This window comes from Castellaniella defragrans (assembly GCF_014203015.1).
GTDB classification, from domain to species: Bacteria; Pseudomonadota; Gammaproteobacteria; order Burkholderiales; family Burkholderiaceae_B; genus Castellaniella; species Castellaniella defragrans.
Genome location: NZ_JACHIB010000009.1, coordinates 11359 through 29104, shown reverse-complemented (window position 1 = coordinate 29104; position 17746 = coordinate 11359). Strand labels below are relative to the sequence as shown.

The following is a 17746-nucleotide window of genomic DNA, read 5'->3' as shown; positions in this document are numbered from 1 at the left end:
CGGACCGCCCCGTGCCTGACGAATCGGAGCGGCTTGCAAGCCGCGACGTGGACGAGCCACGGAGCGGACCGACCGAGATCAGGCGAGCTGCCAGTCGCGGGTGAAGGCGGCCGGCGCGGTGTCGCGCGATTCGTAGCTGACCAGTTCCCAGCAATCCTGGCGCGCCAGCAGCGCGCGCACCAGCTGGTTGTTCAGGCCATGGCCGGACTTGCAGGCGACGTAGCGCGCCACCAGGGGCTTGCCGGCCAGGTACAGGTCGCCGATGGCGTCGAGGATCTTGTGCTTGACGAATTCGTCGTCGTAGCGCAGCCCGTCGGCGTTCAGGACGCGGTATTCGTCCATGACGATGGCGTTGTCCAGGCTGCCGCCGCGCGCCAGGCCCATGGAGCGCAGGGCCTCGACCTCGCTGGCGAAGCCGAAGGTGCGCGCGCGGGCGATGGTCTTGACGTAGGAATCCCGGGCGAAGTCGATTTCGGCCGTGTTGGCCGTGGAGTCGATGGCGGGATGCCGGAAATCGATGGAAAAGGACAGGGCGAAGCCGTCGTAGGGCTCCAGCCGCGCCCATTTGGCGGCCGGGCCTTCGCCCTCGCGGACCTCGACGGGTTTCAGCACCCGCAGGAAGCGCTTGGGCGCGGCCTGCTCCAGCAGGCCGGCGCTGCGCAGCAGATAGACGAACGTGCCCGCGCTGCCGTCCATGATGGGGACTTCCTCGGCGTCGAGATCGACGTGCAGATTGTCCACGCCCAGGCCGGCCAGGGCCGACATCAGGTGCTCGACGGTGGACACGCGCACGGAACCCTGCTGCAGGACCGAAGCCATGCGGGTGTCGCCCACCGCGTCGGCGCGCGCGGGCAGGTCCACGATCTCGGGCAGGTCCACGCGATGGAACACGATGCCGGTATTGGGCTCGGCCGGACGCAGGGTGATTTCCACGCGACGGCCGGAATGCAGGCCCACCCCGGTGGTGGAGACGGCTTGCTTGATGGTGCGCTGCAGGAGCATGGGAGTCTTCATCTACGGAAAATGGCCATGCGAGGCGCGCCCGCATCGGCCGATCGGGCAATTGTAATCAATATCCGGGTTTTCCACGATATCCGAATGCAACAGAGCCGAACGCAACAGAGGCGAAACGCGGAACCCGGCGGAAAAAAGCAAAGCGAAGGCGCGCCCTCCCCCAGGGGCAGGGGAAGACGCGCCAGGCGCCGCGAACTGCTGTACGACAGCCGCGATGTGAGGTGATGCGCCGCAGCGGGCCGGGTCAGTCGGCCTGCTTGCGCAGGAAAGCCGGAATGTCGAAGTGATCCATGCCGGCCGTCTCCAGGGCCCGGACCTGGGCCGAGGCGTGGCTGCGCGGATTGCGGATCACCGAGGGCACGTCCGTACCGGAAAAGTCGTGGCTGACGTTCACCGGCATGTTGTCCGTGCCGGTGCGCTGGGCCTCGACGTTGTTGGACACCAGCTGCGGGCGGGCCGCGGCCGAGCCCAGGCCGGTGGCGACCACCGTGACGCGCAGGTCCTCGCCCATGGACTCGTCGTAGGCCGTGCCGAAGATCACCGTGGCGTCGGCCGAGGCGTAGCTGCCGATGGTGTCCATGATCTCGCGGGTCTCGCGCATCTTGAGCGAACGGCTGGCGGTGATGTTCACCAGGACGCCGCGCGCGCCGTGCAGGTCCACGCCTTCCAGCAGCGGGCAGGCGATCGCCTGCTCGGCCGCGATGCGGGCCCGGTCGGGGCCGGAAGCCACGGCCGTGCCCATCATGGCCTGGCCCTGTTCGCCCATGATGGTCTTGACGTCCTCGAAGTCGACGTTGACGTTGCCCTCGACGTTGATGATCTCGGCGATCCCGGCGCAGGCGTTGTGCAGCACGTCGTCGGCCGCGCGGAAGCAGTCCTCCTGCGTGGCGTCCTCGTCCATCAGTTCGTACAGGTTCTCGTTGAGCACCACCACCAGCGAATGGACGTGGCGCGACAGTTCGCGGATGCCTTCCTCGGCCATGCGCATGCGCTTGCTGCCCTCGAAGACGAAGGGCTTGGTGACCACGCCCACCGTCAGGATGCCCAGTTCCTTGGCGACCTCGGCCACCACGGGGCCGGCTCCGGTCCCGGTGCCGCCGCCCATGCCGGCGGTGATGAACACCATGTGGGCGCCGTTCAGCGCCGCGCGGATCTCCTCGCGCGCGGTCTCGGCGGCGGCGCGGCCCTGCTCGGGCTTGGCGCCGGCGCCCAGGCCGGTGCGGCCCAGGCGGATCTGGACCGGCGCCTCGCTGGTGACCAGCGCCTGGGCATCGGTATTCGCGCAGACGAATTCCACCCCCTGCACGCCCGAACGGATCATGTGGGCCACGGCGTTGCCGCCCGCCCCGCCGACACCCACGACCTTGATCACGGTGCCGTTCCTGCTGGTATCCAGCATTTCAAAATTCATCATGGTTGACTCCCTCACATACGGAAAAACGAACAACTTCCCCTGAAAAGCCCATGTCCGGTGCGGCCTTGGCGCCGCCTCAATTCATGAACCACTCCTTCATGCGCGCCAGAATGGATTTGACCGTTCCCTTCTGCTGCGCCACCTTGCGGCCGCGGGCGCGCTGCATGCGCGCCTCGGTCAGCAAGCCCATCACCGTCGAGAAGCGCGGATTGCGCATCACGTCGGCCAGACTTCCCTCGTACATGGGCACGGCGACGCGCACCGGCTTGAGGAACACGTCCTCGGCCAGCTCCACCATGCCCGGCATGAGCGCCGTCCCCCCGGTCAGCACGACCCCGGACGACAGCAATTCCTCGTAACCGGATTCGCGCACCACCTGCTGCACGAAGCCGAACAGTTCTTCCATGCGCGGCTCGATCACCGCGCCCAGGGCCTGGCGCTTGACGCTGCGGTTGGGGCGGTCCCCCAGGCCCGGCACCTCGATCATTTCCTCGGCGTCCACCAGCGCCTGCTTGGCCACGCCGTGGCGCAGCTTGATCTCCTCGGCATCCGGCGTGGGCGTGCGCAGCATGGCCGCGATGTCGCTGGTGACCTGGTCGCCCGCGATGGGGATCACCGAGGTGTGGCGGATCGCGCCGCCGGTGTAGATGGCGATGTCGGTGGTGCCCCCGCCGATGTCCACCAGCACCACGCCCAGCTCCTTTTCGTCGGCCGTCAGGCAGGCCAGGCTGGAGGCGAGCGGCTGCAGGATCAGGTCCTGGACCTCCAGGCCGCAGCGGCGCACGCACTTGACGATGTTCTGGGCCGCGCTGACCGCGCCCGTGACGATGTGCACGCGCACTTCCAGGCGCATGCCGCTCATGCCGATCGGCTCGCGGATGTCCTCCTGCGCATCGACGATGAACTCCTGCGTCAGCACGTGCAGCACCTGCTGGTCGGTCGGGATGTTGACCGCCTTGGCCGTCTCGATCACGCGCGCCACGTCGGTGGCGGTGACTTCCTTGTCCTTGACCGCGACCATGCCGCTGGAGTTGAAGCTGGTGATGTGGCTGCCCGCGATGCCGGTGTAGACCTCGCGGATCTTGCAGTCGGCCATCAGCTCGGCCTCTTCCAGCGCGCGCTGGATGGAATTCACGGTGGACTCGATGTTGACCACCACGCCCTTGCGCATGCCCTCGGACTCGTGCTGTCCCAGGCCCAGCACCTCGAACCCGCCGTCGGGCAGGATTTCGGCAACGACGGCGGCCACCTTGCTGGTGCCGATGTCGAGTGCAACGATCAGATCTTTGATGTCACGGGTCATGGTCGGGTCGATCGGGAGGATGCGGAGGTTTCGGGGGCCAGCGTGATGGCGAATCCGTTCGGATAGCGCAGATCGGCGCTGGCGATCATGCGGCCGCCCAGGCGCCGGGTCAGTTCCGGCCAGGCCTGGACGAAGCGTTCGATGCGGGCGGCGAACGGCAGGGCGCCGGAGCGGCCGTGGGGATCGGCGACGTCGGCGGCCGGATCCCGGCCCAGCGTCAGGCGCACGTCGTCGGACAGCGTGACTTCCCAGGCGTAGCGCGGGGTCAGCGTGGCCTCGCGCACGCTCAGGCCCAGCGGGGCGAACCAGCGGGCGATCTCGGCATAGCGCTGCACCACCAGCCGCTCGGAATTCACCGGGCCGTTCAACTGGGGCAGGTCCAGCTCGTCGGGCAGCTCGCCCTGGTTGGCCGTGAAGGCCTCGCCCCAGGTGTTGATCATCTGGTTCTCGTTCCAGAAGGCCAGCGGCTGCTGCTCCTCGATGCGCACCTGCAGGGTGGCCGGCCACACCCGCCGGACGACGGCGTGGCGCACCCAGGGCGCGGCTTCGATGCGGCGCCGGGCCGCGTCCAGGTCCATCAGGAAGAAGTTGCCGCGCACCTGGCCCGCCAGGGCGGTCTGCAGGTTCAGCGGCGTCACGTACTGCAGGGACGCGCCGGCCACCGGGGCCAGCTCGATCCGGGAAATCGAAAAATAGGGCCTGCGGATGGTCCAGAGCACGACGCCGGCCACGATCGCCAACACCGCCAGCAGGGCCAGCAGGTTGGCGATCAGGTTGGTCAGTCGGGCTTCGGCGAACACGTCCGGATCCTCCCCTCAGCCCGCCGGGCGCAGCTTGCAGCGCGCCGTGGACAGGATTTCCACGCACAGGCGGCCGTAGCTCATGCCGGCGGCGCGCGCGCCCATGGGCACGAGCGAATGGCTCGTCATGCCCGGCGAGGTGTTCATTTCGAGCAGCCAGGGCCGGTCCTGCCCGTCGAGCATCACGTCGGCCCGGCCCCAGCCTTCGCAGCCCAGCGCCCGGTAGGCGCGCACGGCCAGGTCCTGGATGTGCCGCGTCAGCGCGTCGGGCAGGCGGGCCGGGCATTCGTAGCGGGTGTCGTTGGACACGTACTTGTGCTCGTAGTCGTAGTTGCCCTGGGGCGCGATGATTTCGATGATCGGCAGCGCCCGCGCGTCCGCCCCCGAGCCCAGGACCGGCACGGTCAGCTCGCGTCCGCGGATGAACTGCTCGGCCAGCGCCAGGTCGTCGAAGCGGCAGGCCAGCGCCTGCGCCTCGCGCAGCTGCTCCGCCGTCTCGACGCGGGTCAGGCCCAGCGTCGAGCCCTCGTGCGGCGGCTTGACGATCAGCGGCAGGCCCAGGGTATCGGCCAGCCCGGAGGGATCGGCGTCGCAGGCGAGCTCGGCGAAGCGCGGCGTGGGCAGCCCGTGCTGCAGCCACAGCCGCTTGGTGGCGATCTTGTCCATCGCCAGGCAGGAGGCCAGCGGGCCGCTGCCGGTATAGGGGATGCGCAGCAGCTCCAGCGCGCCCTGCAGCGTGCCGTCCTCGCCATAGCGGCCGTGCAGGGCGATGAAGACGCGGTCGAAGCCCGCCGCCGCCAGCTCCGCCAGGCTGCGCTCGCCGGTGTCGAACAGATGGGCGTCCACGCCTTCCTCGCGCAGCGCGGCGCAGACGCCGGCACCCGACATCAGCGAGACTTCCCGCTCGGCCGAACTGCCGCCGTACAGCACGCCCACGCGGCCGAATGCCTGGCTCATAGCGGGCTCCCCAGTTGCGCGGGGACGCGGCTGATGGAGCCCGCCCCCATGATGATGACGACGTCCCCGTCGCGGGCGAAATCCCCGATCGCGGCCGCCATGTCGGCCACGTCCTCGACGAACACCGGCTCGACCTTGCCGGCCACCCGCAGGGCGCGCGCCAGGGCGCGGCCGTCGGCGGCCACCAGGGGCGTCTCGCCGGCCGGATAGACCTCGGTCAGCAGCACCGCGTCGGCCGAACCGAGCACGCGCACGAAGTCCTCGAAGCAGTCGCGCGTGCGCGTGTAGCGGTGCGGCTGGAAGGCGAGCACGATGCGGCGGTCCGGCCAGGCGCCGCGCGCGGCCGCCAGGGTCGCCGCCATCTCGACCGGATGATGGCCGTAGTCGTCGACCACGGCGTACGTGCCGCCGCCGTTCTTCTCCGCCACGGGGAAGCGGCCGACCTGGGTGAAGCGGCGCCCCACGCCGCGGAACTGGGCCAGCGCCTCGGCGATGACCGCGTCGGGCACGCCCAGCTCGGTGGCGACGGCGATGGTGGCCAGGGCGTTGAGCACGTTGTGCCGGCCCGGCAGGTTCAGCCGCACGGACAGGGGCGGGAGCCGGTCCTGGCCGCTGTCGCGCTCGACCTCGAAGCACATGACGGTGCCGTCGGCGCGCAGGTCGCGCGCGCGCACCTGGGCCGGCATGTCGATGCCGTAGGTCGTCACCGGCCGCGACACGAAGGGGATGATCTCGCGCACGTTGGCGTCGTCCACGCACAGCACCGCGCTGCCGTAGAAGGGCAGGCGCTGGGTGAACTCGACGAAGGCGCTCTTCAGGCGCGCCACATCGTGCCCGTAGGTGTCCATGTGGTCGAGATCGATGTTGGTGATGATCGCCATCACCGGCAGCAGGTTCAGGAACGAGGCGTCGGACTCGTCGGCCTCGACGACGATGTAGTCGCCCTGGCCCAGCCGCGCGTTGGCGTCGGCCGCGTTCAGCCGCCCGCCGATGACGAAGGTGGGGTCCAGCCCGCCGGCCGCCAGCACGCTGGCCACGAGGCTGGTGGTGGTGGTCTTGCCGTGCGTGCCGGCGATGGCGATGCCGCGCTTCAGGCGCATCAGCTCGGCCAGCATCAGGGCGCGGGGCACCACCGGGATGTGCGCGGCGCGGGCCGCCAGGACTTCCGGATTGTCCGCATGGATGGCGGTGGACGTGACCAGGGCGCCGGCGCCCCGGACGTGCTCGGCGGCATGGCCGATCAGGATGCGCGCGCCCAGCGACGCCAGCCGCCGCGTCACGGCGGTTTCCTGGACGTCGGAGCCGCTGATGGAATAGCCCAGGTTCAGCAGGACCTCGGCGATGCCGCTCATGCCCGAGCCGCCGATGCCGACGAAGTGGATGTTGCGGATGCGATGCTTCATGCCGATTCCTCCAGGCTGTGGACGCAGGCATCGGCAATCAGCTGCGCGGCGTTCAGACTTGCGTGTTCGCGGGCGTGGGCGGCCACGGCGGCCAGTTCCGGCCGCTGGCGCGCCGCCAGCCAGGCCGACAGCCCGGCCGCGTCCAGCTCGGCCTGGCGCATCATCCAGCCGCCGCCGCATTCCGACAGGTAGCGGGCGTTGGCCGTCTGGTGGTCGTCGATGGCGTGCGGCAGCGGGATGAACAGGGCCGCCACGCCCACGGCCGCGACCTCGGCCACGGTCATGGCGCCGGCCCGGCAGACGACCAGGTCGGCCCAGCCCAGGGCCTCGGCCATGTCGTCGATGAAGGCCGTGACCTCGCCTTCGACGCCCAGGCGTTCGTAAGTGCGGCGCACGCCCTCGGCGTGGCGCTCGCCCGCCTGGTGGCGCACGCGCGGCCGCGACGGCGCCGGCAGCAGCGCCAGCGCCTCGGGCACCAGTTCGTTCAGGCGCGCCGCCCCCAGGCTGCCGCCCACCACCAGCAGGCGCAGCGGCCCCTCGCGGCCGGCGTAGCGCTCGCCCGCGGGGGCGACCGATTCCAGCGCGGCGCGCACCGGATTGCCCACCATCAGGGCATCGGGCAGCGCCCCCGGAAAGCCGCACAGCACGCGGCTGGCGAAGCGGGCCAGGACGCGGTTGGCGGTGCCCGCCACGGCGTTCTGCTCGTGCACGACCAGGGGGATGCCCGCCAGGCGCGCCATCAGGCCGCCCGGGAAGGCCGCGTAGCCGCCCATGCCGAGCACGACGTCGGGGCGGTGCGCGCGCAGCAGCCGGCGCGCCCGCAGGCAGGCCGCGCCCAGGGTGAAGGGCAGCTTCAGCAGGGCCGCGGCGCCCTTGCCGCGCACGCCACCGAAGCGCAGCGGCAGCAGCTCGATGCCGCGCGCCGGCACCAGGCGGCCTTCCATGCGGTCCGGATCGCCCAGCCACAGCACCCGCCAGCCGGCGGCGCGCAGGACTTCGGCCACGGCCAGTCCCGGCATGATGTGCCCGCCCGTGCCGCCCGCCATGATGAGGATCGTGCGCGCGCTCATCGCCGTTTCCCCCGCATCATGCAGCGGGTCTCGTAATCCACCCGCAGCAGCAGCGCGATGGCCACCAGGTTCATGACGATGCCCGAGCCGCCGTAGCTCACCAGCGGCAGGGTCAGCCCCTTGGTGGGCAGCAGGCCCAGGCAGACGCCGATGTTGATGAAGGTCTGCACGCCCATCCACAGGGCCACGCCCTGCGCGACCAGGCCGTCGAAGACCCGCTCCAGCACCATGGCCTGGCGGGCGATGTCGAAACCGCGCATGACGATGTAGACGAACACGGCGATCAGGCACAGCACGCCGACCAGGCCGAGTTCCTCGCCGATCACGGCGACGATGAAGTCGGTGTGCGCCTCGGGCAGGTAATGCAGCTTCTCGATGCTGGCGCCCAGGCCGACGCCGAACCATTCGCCCCGCCCCAGGGCGATCAGGGAATGGGACAGCTGGTAGGCGCTGCCGTAGGCGTTGTCCGGATTCCAGGGATCGAGGTAGACGAACAGGCGCTCGCGGCGCCAGGGCGACAGCCAGATCAGCATCAGGAAGCTGGACATCACCCCGCCCAGCAGCAGGGTGAACAGCTTGAGGTTGATGCCGCCGATGAAGAGGATGCCGACGGCGATGGCGCCGATGACGATGAAGGCGCCCAGGTCGGGTTCCAGCAGCAGCAGCACCCCGACCAGCATCAGCGCCAGCGCCATGGGCGTGAAGCCGCGCACGAAGCCGCGCACGAAGCCCTGCAGGTGGGCCTGCTTGCGCACCACGTAATCGGCCGCGTACAGCAGGATGGCGGCCTTCATCAGCTCCGAGGGCTGGAAGTTCACCGGCCCGAGCGACAGCCAGCGGCGCGCGCCGTTGACCTCGCGGCCGATGCCGGGAACCAGCACCACCATCAGCAGGAGCAGCGCCAGCACGAACAGCGGCACGGACACCTTCTGCCAGATGCGCATCGGCACGCTGGCGGTGAACAGCGCGGCCAGCAGGCCGATGACGATGAAGGCGGCATGGCGGCCGACGAAATAGAAGCGGCCGTAGCTCTCGTAGCGCGGCCCGTCGGCCAGGGCGATCGAGGCCGAATACACCATCAGCAGGCCGAACAGGACCAGGGCGCTGACCGCCACGATCAGGCCCACGTCCACGCTGGGCATGGCCGTGCGCCCCGGGCGCACCGTGTTCACGCCGCCGCCCAGGGACCCGGGCATGCCCGTCGTACGCCCCGGCGCGCTCATGCCACTTCTCCGCGTTCGGCCGCGAGCTCGCGCACGGCCGCGACGAAGCAGGCGCTGCGGTGGGCGTAGTTGCGGAACATGTCCATGCTGGCGCAGGCGGGCGACAGCAGCACGGCGTCGCCCGGCCGCGCCAGTTCCAGGCCGCGCGCGACGGCTTCCTCCAGCGTCGCGCAGGGCTGCAACGGCACGCCGCAGTCCGCCAGGGCCTGGCCGATCAGGGGCCCGTCCTGGCCGATCAGCAGCACGGCGCGCGCGTGGGCGCGCACGGCCGGCGCCAGGGGCGTGAAATCCTGGCCCTTGCCCAGGCCGCCGGCGATCAGCACCACCGGCCGGCCCAGTCCCTTCAGGGCGGCCAGCGTGGCGCCCACGTTGGTGCCCTTGCTGTCGTCGATGAAATCGACGCCCGCGATCGCGCGCACGAATTCCGTGCGGTGCGCCTCGCCCTGGTAGGAGCGCAGCGCGTGCAGCATCGGCGCCCAGTCCAGGCCGATGGCGCGGCCCAGGGCCAGGGCCGCCAGCGCATTGAGCGCGTTGTGGGCGCCGCGGATGCGCAGCGCCTCGGCCGGCATCAACGGCTGGGCCGCGGCGGCGGGCCGCCGGACGGGGCCCGCGTCCGCCGCCGCGCGGCGGCGGCGGGCCGGCGCCTGGGCGGCGGGGTCGGCCTCGACCTCGGGCGCGGCCGCCAGCCAGGCCAGGCCCTGCTGCGTCAGCAGGCCCAGATCCCCGGCCAGAGCCGGGGCGTCCGAGCCGAAGCCGCGCACCCGCTCGCCGGCCGGGTCGCGCACCATGTCCCGCACCAGCGGGTCGTCGCGGTTGACGACGGCGATCCGCGCCATCTCCAGCAGGCGCGCCTTGGCCGCCGCGTAGGCCTGCATCGTGCCGTGCCAGTCCAGGTGGTCCTGCGTGACGTTGAGCACCGTGGCCGCGTCCGGCGCCAGGGAGTGCGTGGCTTCCAGCTGGAAGCTGGAGAGCTCCAGCACCCAGACCTCGGGCAGCTCGTCGCGCTCCAGCGCGTCCTGCAGGCTGGCGAGCGCGGCCGGCCCGATGTTGCCGGCGGCGCGCACGCGGCGGCCGGCCGCCTCGGCCAGGTGGCGCGTCAGCGACGTGACCGTGGTCTTGCCGTTGGTGCCCGTCACCGCCAGCAGCGCGGGCGCATAGCCCTGCGCGCGCAGGTCGGCCAGGGCGCGGGCGAACAGCTCGATCTCGCCCAGCACCTCGATGCCGCGCGCGCGCGCCGCCGCCAGCAGGGGCGCGACGGGGGCCTCGTGCGGATTCAGTCCCGGGCTGAGCACCAGCGTATGGACCTCGTCGAGCGCCGCTTCCGCCAGGGCATCGGGGCCCAGGCGCAGGTCGGCGGCGATGCCGTCCGCCGCCAGAGCGTCCAGCCCGCCCGGCTGCGCGCGCGTGTCCAGCACCCGCAGGCGGGCGCCGCGCGCGGCGCACCAGCGCGCCGCGGCCACGCCCGTCTCCCCCAATCCCAGGATCAGGGTCAGGCCGTCGCGGCGCAGGGAGGGGAAGTCGCAGGCGCTCGTCATCGCAGCTTCAGGCTCGACAGGCCCACCAGGACCAGCATCATGGTGATGATCCAGAAGCGGACCACCACCTGGGTTTCCTTCCAGCCGCCCACCTCGAAATGGTGGTGCAGCGGCGCCATGCGGAAGATCCGCCGGCCTTCCCCATAGCGCTTCTTGGTGTACTTGAACCAGGTGACCTGCAGCATCACCGACAGGGTCTCGACCACGAACACCCCGCCCATGATGAACAGGACGATCTCCTGGCGCACGATGACGGCGATCGTGCCCAGCGCGCCGCCCAGCGCCAGGGCGCCCACGTCGCCCATGAAGACCTGGGCGGGATAGGTGTTGAACCAGAGGAAGGCCAGGCCCGCGCCGGCGATGGCGGCGCACAGCACCATCAGCTCGGAGGCGCCCGGGATGTAGGGGAACAGCAGGTACCTGGAATAGTCCACCCGCCCGACCACGTAGGCGAAGATGCCCAGGGCCGAGCCGATCATCACGGTGGGCATGATCGCCAGCCCGTCCAGCCCGTCGGTCAGGTTGACGGCGTTGCTCGTGCCCACGATCACCAGCCAGGTCAGCGCGCCGAAACCGAACACGCCCAGCGGGTAGCTGACGGTCTTGAAGAACGGCACGATCAGGTCGGCGCGCGCCGGCAGCGGCATGGAAAAGCCGCTCAGGACCCAGCCGCGGAACAGCGGCCAGAGCTCCGTGTTGGCCGGCACCGACACGGCGAAGCTGAGGTAGACGGCGGCCACGGCGCCGATCAGGGCCTGCCAGAAGAACTTCTGCCGCGCCGGCATGCCTTCGGGATCGTGGTGCACGACCTTGCGGTAGTCGTCGGCCCAGCCGATCCAGCCGAAGCCGAAGGTCACCAGCAGCACCACCCAGACGAAGCGGTTGGTCCAGTCGGCCCACAGCAGGGTGCTGATGCCGATGCCGATCAGGATCAGCGCGCCGCCCATGGTGGGGGTGCCGTTCTTCTGCAGGTGGGTCTGGGGGCCGTAGCTGCGCACCGCCTGGCCGATCTTCAGCGCCGTCAGGCGGCGGATCAGCCAGGGGCCGGCCAGCAGGCCGATGGCCAGCGCCGTGGCGCAGGCCAGCAGCGCGCGGAAGGTGATGTATTCCACCACGCCGAAGGCGCGGAAATGCTCGTCGGACAGCCAGCGCGCCAGTTCAAGCAGCATGATCGCCCCCCTGCGCGGACGCGTCCATGTCGAGCGCCTGCACCACGCGCTCCATGCGCATGCTGCGCGAGCCCTTGACCAGGATGTGGCCGGGGCGCGCCGCCAGCAGGTGCGGCAGCAGCTCCTCGAACGCGTCGAAGGCCTGGGCCTGCGCGCCGAAGGCCTGCGCGGCCCCGCGGGCCGCCGGCCCCAGCGTCAGCAGCGCGTCCACGCCGCACTGGCGGGCATAGGCGCCGACCTCGGCGTGCATCGCCGGCCCCTGGTCGCCGACTTCGGCCATGTCGCCCAGCACCAGGATGCGCCGGCCGTCCAGCCCGGCCAGCACGTCGATGGCGGCGCGCACGGAATCCGGATTGGCGTTGTAGCTGTCGTCGATCAGCTGGAAGCCGTCGGACAGGGGCCGCGGCTGCATCCGGCCGCCCACCGGGGAGAAGGCCGCCAGGCCGGCCGCGATGGCCGCCGCCGGCGCGCCGGCCGCCCAGGCGCAGGCCGCCGCCGCCAGGGCGTTGCGCAGATTGTGCCGGCCCGGCGCATGCAGGACGACCGGCACGGTCTCCGCGCCCAGGTGCAGGCGGAATTCCGTCTGCGCCGTCCCGGCGCGGATCTGCGAGGCATGCGCATCGGCCGTGTCGGCGAAGCCGAAGCGCCGCATCCGGCGGTCGCCGGCCAGCTCCCGCCACAGGCCGCTGTATTCCTCGTCGGCCGGAAACACCGCCACGCCGTCGGCCGGCAGCGCCTGCAGCACGGCGCCGTTCTCGCGCGCCACGGCCTCGACCGTGCTCATGAATTCCTGGTGCTCGCGCTGCGCGTTGTTCACCAGCGCCACCGTCGGCTGGGCGATGGCGGCCAGCACGGCGATCTCGCCCGGGTGGTTCATGCCCAGTTCCAGCACGGCGGCGCGGTGCGCCGGACGCAGGCGCAGCACCGTCAGCGGCAGGCCGATGTCGTTGTTGAGGTTGCCGCGCGTCGCCAGACGGCCCTCCTCGCCGCACCAGGCCGCCAGGATGGCGGCGATCATTTCCTTGGTCGTGGTCTTGCCGTTGCTGCCGGTCACCGCGATGACGGGGATGCGGAACTGGCGCCGCCAGGCGGTGGCCGCGCGCCGCAGGGCCAGGCGGGTGTCGCCCAGCACGATCTGGGGCAGGCCGGCGCCGGGGACCGGGCGGGCGACGAGGGCCGCACGCGCACCGGCCCGGGCGGCCGCGTCCAGGTAGTCGTGGCCGTCGAAGCGCTCGCCTTCGAGCGCCAGGAACAGGGCGCCGGCCGGCAGCGCGCGGGTGTCGGTGGACAGCTCCGCCCCCTGCCGCCAGGTCAGCGCGAAGCGCGCCCATTCCCGGTCGTCGAAGGGGCTGCGCACGTGCCGGACTTCCTGGTAGGTCTCGTGGCCCTTGCCGGCCAGCAGCACCACGTCGCGTTCCTCGGCGCCCCAGATGCCCTCCAGGATGGCGTCGGCCCGATCGACCCGGACGTCCGGGCGGCGCGGCATGCCCGCCACGATCTCTTCGATGATGGCCTCGGGCGGCTCGCTGCGCGGATTGTCGGTGGTAACCACGACCTCGTCGGCCAGGCGGGCCGCCACGGCGCCCATCAGGGGCCGCTTGCCGGCGTCGCGGTCGCCGCCGCAGCCGAACACGCAGCGCAGCCGGCCGCCGCGGTCCCGGGCCAGCGGCCGCAGGGCCGTCAGCGCCCGCTCCAGCGCGTCCGGCGTGTGCGCGTAATCCACCACGACCAGCGGCTGGGGCCGCGCCGCGCTGGCGCCGCCCAGCGCCGTGACCACCTGCAGGCGGCCCGGCACCGGATGCAGCACGGCCAGGGCGCGGGCGATGCGGCTCAGCCCCCAGCCCAGCTCGCGCAGCACGCCGGCCACCAGCAGCAGGTTGGAGATGTTGTGTTCCCCGACCAGGTGGGTCAGGATCTGGGCGCTGCCGTCGGGCACCACCAGATTGAAGACCAGGCCGGTGGCGCCATGCTGGATGTCCTCGGCCCGGAAGGCCGCGCCGCCGTCGCGCCGCAGGCTGTAGCCCACCCGGTGGCCCGAGGGCGCAGCGCCCGCCAGCAATTCCCGCCCCGCCGCGTCGTCGGCGTTGATGACCGCGCCGCGCAGGCCGGGCCGGGCGAACAGGGCGAACTTCGCCTGCTTGTAGCGTTCTTCCGTGCCGTGGTAATCCAGATGGTCGCGCGTCAGGTTGGTGAAGCCCGCCACCTGGATGCTGACCCCGTCCAGGCGGCCCTGCTCGATGCCGATCGAGGACGCCTCGATGGCGGCCGCCACGCCGCCCGCGCGCACGATGGCGGCCAGGCTGCGGTGCAGCGTCAGCACGTCCGGCGTGGTCAGCGCGCCGCCCAGGTTGCCGCCGTCGGGCAGCGTCACGCCCAGCGTCCCGACGGTGCCGCAGGGCATGCCCTCGGCATTGAGCGCCGCCGCGATCCACTGCGTGGTGGAGGTCTTGCCGTTGGTGCCGGTGACGGCGATCACGGTCAGCGCGTCCGACGGCCGGCCATACCACAGGTGGGCGACCTGGCCCAGCAGCGCGGCCAGACCCTCGACTTCCAGGACCGGCACGGCGGCGGGCGAAGGATGGCCGCCGCCGGCCTGCCGGACGATGGCGGCCGCGCCGGCCGCCACGGCCGCTTCCATATAGGCGCGGCCGTCCGCGGCGATCCCGGGGCAGGCGAAAAACACGTCGCCCGGCCGCAGCTGGCGCGAATCCAGGCAGAGATCCGCCCTGCGATCGACCCGCTCGTCCAGCCAGGCCATGATGTCTAACATGATCATTGTGTGCGTCCCCCCTGCGCCGCCACCGCCACCAGGGAATCCACGGGGGCGTCGGGCCGCACGCCGAGGCGGCGCAGGGTGCTTGAAACGATGTCGGAAAAGACGGGTGCGGCCACGCGGCCGCCATAATACCCCCCGGCGCCCGGCTCATCGATGGACACGGCCACGACGATGCGCGGATCGGACACCGGCGCCAGTCCGACGAAGGAGCCGCGGTACTTGGTCTTGCTGTACTGGCCGTTGACGATCTTGCGCGCGGTGCCGCTCTTGCCGGCCACCCGGTAGCCCTGGACGCGGGCGAGCTTGGCGCCGTCCGGGCCGGCGGCGGCCTCCAGCATGCCGCGCATCAGCTGGGCGATCTCGGGCGTGTAGACCTGGACGCTGGTGGGCTGGCCCTCGCGGCGCAGCAGGGACAGCGACACCATGTCGCCGTTGCGGGCGAAGACGGTGTAGGCGTGCGCGACCTGGAGCAGGGAGACGGACAGGCCGTAGCCGTAGGCCATGGTGGCGCGCTCGATCGGCCGCCAGCGCTGCCAGGGCCGCAACCGCCCCGAGGCCATGCCGGGGAAATGCGTCTGGGGCACGCGCCCGAACCCCAGCGCCGAGAACTTTTCCCACATCGACTGGGACGTCAGGCGCTCCGAGATCATGGTCATGCCGATGTTGCTGGAGCGCTGGATGATGCCGCCCACGTCCAGCACGCCGTTGCGGCTGACGTCGGAAATCACGGCGCCCTGGTAGCTGTAGCGGCCGTTGCCGGTGTCGAACAGCGTGCGGGTCGTGATCTTGCCCTCGTCCAGGGCCAGCGCGGCCGTGAACGGCTTCATGATGGAGCCGGGCTCGAAGGTGTCAGTCACGACGCGGTTGCGCAGCGCCTCGCCCGTGCGCGCCGAGTTGTCGTTCGGGTCGTAGGACGGCAGATTGACCATCGCCAGGATCTCGCCCGAGCGGGCATCCAGCACGATGGCCGCCGCCGCGCGCGCCTGGTGCTCCTTCATGGCGGTCTTGAGCGCGGCGTAGGTGTCGAACTGGATGCCGGCGTCGATGGACAGCTGCAGGTTCTGGCCGTCGACCGGCGGCACCACGGCCTGGACGTCCTCGACCACGCGGCCCAGGCGGTCCCGGATCACGCGCCGGGAGCCCGGCTGGCCCGACAGCCGGTCGTTGAACGCCAGCTCGATGCCTTCGATGCCGCGGTCCTCGATGTTGGTGAAGCCGACGATGTGCGCCATGACCTCGCCTTCCGGATAGAAGCGGCGCGTCTCGGCGAGCTGCTGGACCCCGGGGATCTTCAGCTGATGGATGGCCTTGGCCTTGTCGGCGGCCACCTGCCGCTGCAGGTAGACGAAATTCTTGTCCTCGTCCTGGGTGCGCTGGCGCAGTTCGGCCGGGGCGATGTCCAGCAGGCGCGCCAGTTCGGCGACCTGAGCCTCGGAGGCCTTGTGGAAGTCCTCGGGGATCGCCCAGATGGCCTTGGCCGGCACGCTGGAGGCCAGCACCACCGAGCCGCTGCGGTCCAGGATCTTGCCGCGCGAAGCCGGCAGCACCAGGGTGCGCTCGTAGCGGCGCTCGCCCTGGCGCTGGAGGAATTCGTTGGACAGGATCTGCAGGTTCAGCGCCTTGGCCGCCAGCGCGGCGAAACCCAGCATGAGCACGATCACCACCAGCCGCGCCCGCCAGAAGGCCGGGCGGCCCGCCAGCACGGGGCTTTCGTGGAAACCGAAGCGCTTCACGGACGGCTCTCCTGCGCGGCGGGAGCCGGCTGCTGCAGGTAGATCGTGCGGTCGGGCGTCACCGACACCAGATGCAGGTCGGCGCGGGCGATCGAATCGATGCGCGCGTTGCGCGCCAGTTCCGCCCGTTCGAGCTGCAGGCGGCGCCATTCCGCGTCCAGCTCGTGCGCGTGGGACTTCAGCCGCTCGGACGCGACGAACAGTTCGCGCGTCTGGAAGCGCACCGTGACCAGCGAAATGGCCGAGGCCATGAGCAGGAACGCCAGGAAGAGGTTCAGCCGGATCATCGCGCGGCCCTCCCCGCCCGGCGCGGCGCGGACGGACGGCCCGGCAGGCGCACGAAGCCCGCGGCCTGCTCCGGCGACAGGGGCGCGCCGGTGCGCTCGGCCACCCGCAGCACGGCCGAGCGCGCGCGCACGTTGTCCGCCACCTCGGCCTCGTCCGCCAGGACGCGGCCCAGCAGGGTGACATAGGGCTGCGGCATGTCGCGCTCGGGGATCGGCAGCCGCGCCCGGTCGCGGCCCGGGTGGGCGGCGGCGGCGAAGCACTGCTTGACCATGCGGTCTTCCAGCGAGTGGAAGCTGATCACGGCCAGGCGCCCGCCCGCGCGCAGGCGCGTCAGCGCTGCCGGGAGGGCGTGCGCGAGCTGCGCGAGCTCTTCATTGATGTGAATCCGTATAGCTTGAAAGGTGCGGGTGGCCGGGTGCTGGCCCTTTTCGCGCGTACGGACGGCACCGGCGACGAGCTGGGCAAGTTCGCCCGTGGTGCGCAGCGGCCCGGATTGGCGGCGCACAGCAATCGCCTTTGCAATCTGGAAAGCAAACCGTTCTTCGCCATAATCTGCGATGACCTCCTTGATCTGTTCCTGGTCGGCCTCGGCCAGCCATTGCGCCGCCGTCTGACCCCGGCTGGTGTCCATGCGCATGTCCAGCGGGCCGTCCCGCATGAACGAGAACCCGCGTTCCGCCTCGTCGATCTGGGGCGAGGACACGCCCAGGTCCAGCAGCACGCCGTCCACCCGGTCGATGCCCAGGCGGTCCAGCTGCGCGTCCAGGGTGGCGAAACCGTCGTGCACGACCTCGACCCGCCCGTCGGCGGCGCGCAGCGCCTGCGCCTCGGCGATGGCCGCCGGATCCTTGTCGAACACCAGCAGGCGCGCGCGCGGGCCCAGCCGGCTCAGCAGCAGGCGGCTATGGCCTCCGCGCCCGAAGGTGCCGTCCACGTAGATGCCGTCCGGCGGCGGGGCGTCCGCCGCGGGCACCGCCGACCGGCGGCCGAACGCCGGGCTCAACAATGCGTCGATGGCCGGTTCCAGCAGAACGGTGCGATGGGAATACGCCATGTGCGGG

The 17746-nt window shown here is 71.5% G+C and carries 14 protein-coding genes; all 14 read right to left on the bottom strand.

The window, feature by feature from the left end; all coding sequences use genetic code 11:
• Positions 1 to 78: 78 nt before the first annotated feature.
• On the bottom strand, positions 79 to 1002 hold the full coding sequence (gene lpxC / locus HNR28_RS08740) for a UDP-3-O-acyl-N-acetylglucosamine deacetylase (RefSeq protein WP_043684662.1): 924 nt from the start codon (positions 1000 to 1002) through the stop codon (positions 79 to 81).
• Positions 1003 to 1258: 256 nt separating this feature from the next.
• Positions 1259 to 2428, bottom strand: coding sequence for a cell division protein FtsZ (gene ftsZ / locus HNR28_RS08735; RefSeq protein ID WP_043684665.1), 1170 nt, complete (start codon positions 2426 to 2428; stop codon positions 1259 to 1261).
• A gap of 76 nt (positions 2429 to 2504) precedes the next feature.
• Positions 2505 to 3731 (bottom strand): cell division protein FtsA, encoded by a 1227-nt coding sequence (gene ftsA, locus HNR28_RS08730; RefSeq protein WP_043684668.1) that lies wholly within the window; start codon positions 3729 to 3731, stop codon positions 2505 to 2507.
• Positions 3728 to 4531, bottom strand: coding sequence for a cell division protein FtsQ/DivIB (locus HNR28_RS08725; protein ID WP_043684670.1), 804 nt, complete (start codon positions 4529 to 4531; stop codon positions 3728 to 3730). The genes ftsA and HNR28_RS08725 overlap by 4 nt, the downstream gene beginning before the upstream one ends.
• A gap of 15 nt (positions 4532 to 4546) precedes the next feature.
• Entirely contained in the window at positions 4547 to 5488 is a 942-nt protein-coding gene (locus tag HNR28_RS08720; RefSeq protein ID WP_151024901.1) for a D-alanine--D-alanine ligase, read from the bottom strand.
• The gene (gene murC / locus HNR28_RS08715; protein WP_151024900.1) at positions 5485 to 6891 is read right to left on the bottom strand and encodes a UDP-N-acetylmuramate--L-alanine ligase; all 1407 of its coding nucleotides are present in this window, start codon (positions 6889 to 6891) and stop codon (positions 5485 to 5487) included. The genes HNR28_RS08720 and murC overlap by 4 nt, the downstream gene beginning before the upstream one ends.
• Positions 6888 to 7961, bottom strand: a complete 1074-nt coding sequence (gene murG / locus HNR28_RS08710; protein ID WP_151024899.1) for an undecaprenyldiphospho-muramoylpentapeptide beta-N-acetylglucosaminyltransferase — start codon at positions 7959 to 7961, stop codon at positions 6888 to 6890. Before murG ends, murC begins: the two co-directional genes overlap by 4 nt.
• The gene (ftsW, locus tag HNR28_RS08705; RefSeq protein ID WP_052355963.1) at positions 7958 to 9184 is read right to left on the bottom strand and encodes a putative lipid II flippase FtsW; all 1227 of its coding nucleotides are present in this window, start codon (positions 9182 to 9184) and stop codon (positions 7958 to 7960) included. The genes murG and ftsW overlap by 4 nt, the downstream gene beginning before the upstream one ends.
• Positions 9181 to 10719, bottom strand: coding sequence for a UDP-N-acetylmuramoyl-L-alanine--D-glutamate ligase (gene murD, locus HNR28_RS08700; RefSeq protein ID WP_052355964.1), 1539 nt, complete (start codon positions 10717 to 10719; stop codon positions 9181 to 9183). The genes ftsW and murD overlap by 4 nt, the downstream gene beginning before the upstream one ends.
• Positions 10716 to 11888: a phospho-N-acetylmuramoyl-pentapeptide-transferase gene (gene mraY, locus HNR28_RS08695; RefSeq protein WP_043684679.1), complete on the bottom strand. Its 1173-nt coding sequence runs from the start codon at positions 11886 to 11888 to the stop codon at positions 10716 to 10718. Before mraY ends, murD begins: the two co-directional genes overlap by 4 nt.
• Positions 11878 to 14664: a bifunctional UDP-N-acetylmuramoyl-L-alanyl-D-glutamate--2,6-diaminopimelate ligase MurE/UDP-N-acetylmuramoyl-tripeptide--D-alanyl-D-alanine ligase MurF gene (gene murF, locus HNR28_RS08690; RefSeq protein ID WP_043684682.1), complete on the bottom strand. Its 2787-nt coding sequence runs from the start codon at positions 14662 to 14664 to the stop codon at positions 11878 to 11880. Before murF ends, mraY begins: the two co-directional genes overlap by 11 nt.
• Complete coding sequence (locus HNR28_RS08685) at positions 14661 to 16397, bottom strand: peptidoglycan D,D-transpeptidase FtsI family protein (RefSeq protein ID WP_043684685.1); 1737 nt, start codon at positions 16395 to 16397, stop codon at positions 14661 to 14663. The genes murF and HNR28_RS08685 overlap by 4 nt, the downstream gene beginning before the upstream one ends.
• Entirely contained in the window at positions 16394 to 16684 is a 291-nt protein-coding gene (ftsL, locus tag HNR28_RS08680; protein WP_043684688.1) for a cell division protein FtsL, read from the bottom strand. Before ftsL ends, HNR28_RS08685 begins: the two co-directional genes overlap by 4 nt.
• Positions 16681 to 17739 (bottom strand): 16S rRNA (cytosine(1402)-N(4))-methyltransferase RsmH, encoded by a 1059-nt coding sequence (gene rsmH / locus HNR28_RS08675; protein WP_043684691.1) that lies wholly within the window; start codon positions 17737 to 17739, stop codon positions 16681 to 16683. Before rsmH ends, ftsL begins: the two co-directional genes overlap by 4 nt.
• Positions 17740 to 17746: the final 7 nt, after the last annotated feature.